This is a genomic window from Longimicrobium sp. (genome assembly GCA_036389795.1).
Classification (GTDB): Bacteria; Gemmatimonadota; Gemmatimonadetes; order Longimicrobiales; family Longimicrobiaceae; genus Longimicrobium.
This window is the reverse complement of the sequence record DASVWD010000272.1, coordinates 1-1,977: the sequence shown is the minus strand read 5'-3', so window position 1 is coordinate 1,977 and position 1,977 is coordinate 1. Positions and strand designations below refer to the sequence as shown.

Below are 1,977 nucleotides of genomic sequence, written 5' to 3'. Positions count from 1 at the left end.
GGTCTGACTCAGGAACGGGCTCTCTCGCACCAATGAGCTTACCGACCTCTTTGCCGACGCCACCCGCCCAATTTATGCTCCCACACCCGTTTCATCCTCCCTGGTCGCGCGCAGCGCGGTGGTAGACTCAGGATGACATCTTCGTTGCACAATCTGGGTATCACCCTGACAGGTGGGTCGGGCGCGACAGCGGCGCCGATCCGCATCCGTTTCCGTTCGACCCGCCGAAGCCGTTTCGGGATATCGATTTCCAGCCCTCCGGGCTGATTTTTTGCGTGGCGGCGCGGGGCTGCGCGGAAAGGCAGGGACCCGGAGCCACGCGAAGGAATGTCATCCCGGATCTTCAACGACCGGGCGGGAGTGCTGTGGACGGTCTGGGACGTGGTCCCGGGCGCGCACGCCGCGACCCCCCGGCAGCTCTCCACGCTCCCCGAGGGGATGAGCGGGGGCTGGCTCTGCTTCGAGAGCCAGGCCGGCAAGCGCCGTCTCTACCCGATCCCGTCCGACTGGGAGGAGCTCCCCGCCGACCGGCTCGAGCTCCTCTGCCGCACCGCCGTCCCGGTCGGCCGCGAGCGGCTGGCCGATTCCGCGCACGAGCCGGCGCCCGAGGCCGCGCTCAGGCCCGAACCGCCCCCTGCTGACGCGCCCCCGGAGCCGGAGCCCGCCCTCGGCTGAGGGAAGAATTCTTGAAGCGAACGGCCGCGGAGTTTTCTCTCCCCGCGGCCGTTCCATAGTTTCCTCCGGGTTCTTCCCCCAGGCCCGCAAAGTACGCGATGCCCTACGACTACGCAGGCTGGCTGGCGCGCGCGCAGGCGTTCGTGCGGGGCATCGGCGCGCGGGAGGACCGCTTCGCCGAGGTGCGGACGGAGGTCCGCGTGGAGCCGCCCGTCACACCGGCCGAGCTGGGGCGGATCGCCGAGCGCCGGAACGCGCTCGACTCCGGTGACGTGGGCTCCACCGGGCCGCGCGCCCTTCCCACCGAGCTCGCCCGGTTCTACACGGAGGGGTGCGGCGGCTGTGACTGCCACTACGTGTGCGATGGCCCGGACGACGACGCGGACGCCCTGATCTCCGAGGTGCTCGGCTGGCAGGGCGCCGTGTACGGCGGCCCCGTCTTCTTTCCCGCGGGAGAGCTGCCCGACGCGGTCCGCTCGTGCCGCGAGTGGGCGGAGGAGACGTGGGTCGCCGACGACCCGGAGGCGCTGCGCTTCTGGCGCGCCGGCCTGCCGTTCGCGCGGATCGAGAACGGCGACTACCTGGCGCTCGACGTCTCGCACGGCGGCGGCGACCCTCCCGTGCTCTACCTGTCGCACGACGACGCCAGCCTCGCACTCGCCCCGAGCTTCACCGCGTTCCTCGACGCATGGGAGAAGCTCTGCTACCTGGGACCGGAGGTCTGGCTCCTGGATCCGTTCCTCCGCGCCGACGGCCAGCTGGACCCGGGGACACCGAGCGCGGCCAGGCTGCGCCGGCTGCTCATGGGTACGCCGGCCGCCTGATCGCGCCGAGGCCGCATGCGTCACGTGTAATCGCCGTCTGCAGCCTCCTCACCTGCTGCCGGCCCGCTCCGCGCCCCGGCGTCCAGCGCGGGGTGGCGGGCGAGCCGCCGCTCGACAGCCTGCGCCGCGTCCGGGCGCCCGCGCTCGTCGGCGGCGGCACGGCCGCCGACCCGTTCCGCGCGGACGGCTCCGCGGCGGTCGCGCGGACGCTCCCCGGCGCGCGCCTGCTCGCCATCCGCGGCGCGGGGCACGACCCGTGGTACACCCGCCCGCGCCCCTTCTTCGCCGCCGCGCGCTCCTTCGTCGACGGCCTGGCGGCGCCGTAGAATCGAGCATCATACCACTTTGCAGAGCATCGTTCGGGTACAGCTTTCTGATAAAGCCTCACACAGAGGACACAGAGAAACTTCGATCGCGTCTTCAGTTCCTCCGTGTTCTCTGTGTCCTCTGTGTGATTCCAATCTGTTCGGAACCAGAA

Annotated in this window: 3 protein-coding genes; all 3 read left to right on the top strand. The window is 71.1% G+C overall.

Annotated elements, in window-relative coordinates:
* The first annotated feature begins 327 nt into the window (after positions 1–327).
* The gene (locus VF746_31075; protein HEX8696903.1) at positions 328–675 is read left to right on the top strand and encodes a hypothetical protein; all 348 of its coding nucleotides are present in this window, start codon (positions 328–330) and stop codon (positions 673–675) included.
* A 98-nt stretch (positions 676–773) separates the two neighbouring features.
* Positions 774–1,499 carry an SMI1/KNR4 family protein gene (locus tag VF746_31070; protein ID HEX8696902.1) on the top strand — a complete coding sequence of 242 codons (726 nt, stop codon included), beginning with the start codon at positions 774–776 and terminating at the stop codon, positions 1,497–1,499.
* A gap of 92 nt (positions 1,500–1,591) precedes the next feature.
* Positions 1,592–1,825, top strand: coding sequence for a hypothetical protein (locus tag VF746_31065; protein HEX8696901.1), 234 nt, complete (start codon positions 1,592–1,594; stop codon positions 1,823–1,825).
* The last annotated feature ends 152 nt before the right edge of the window (positions 1,826–1,977 follow it).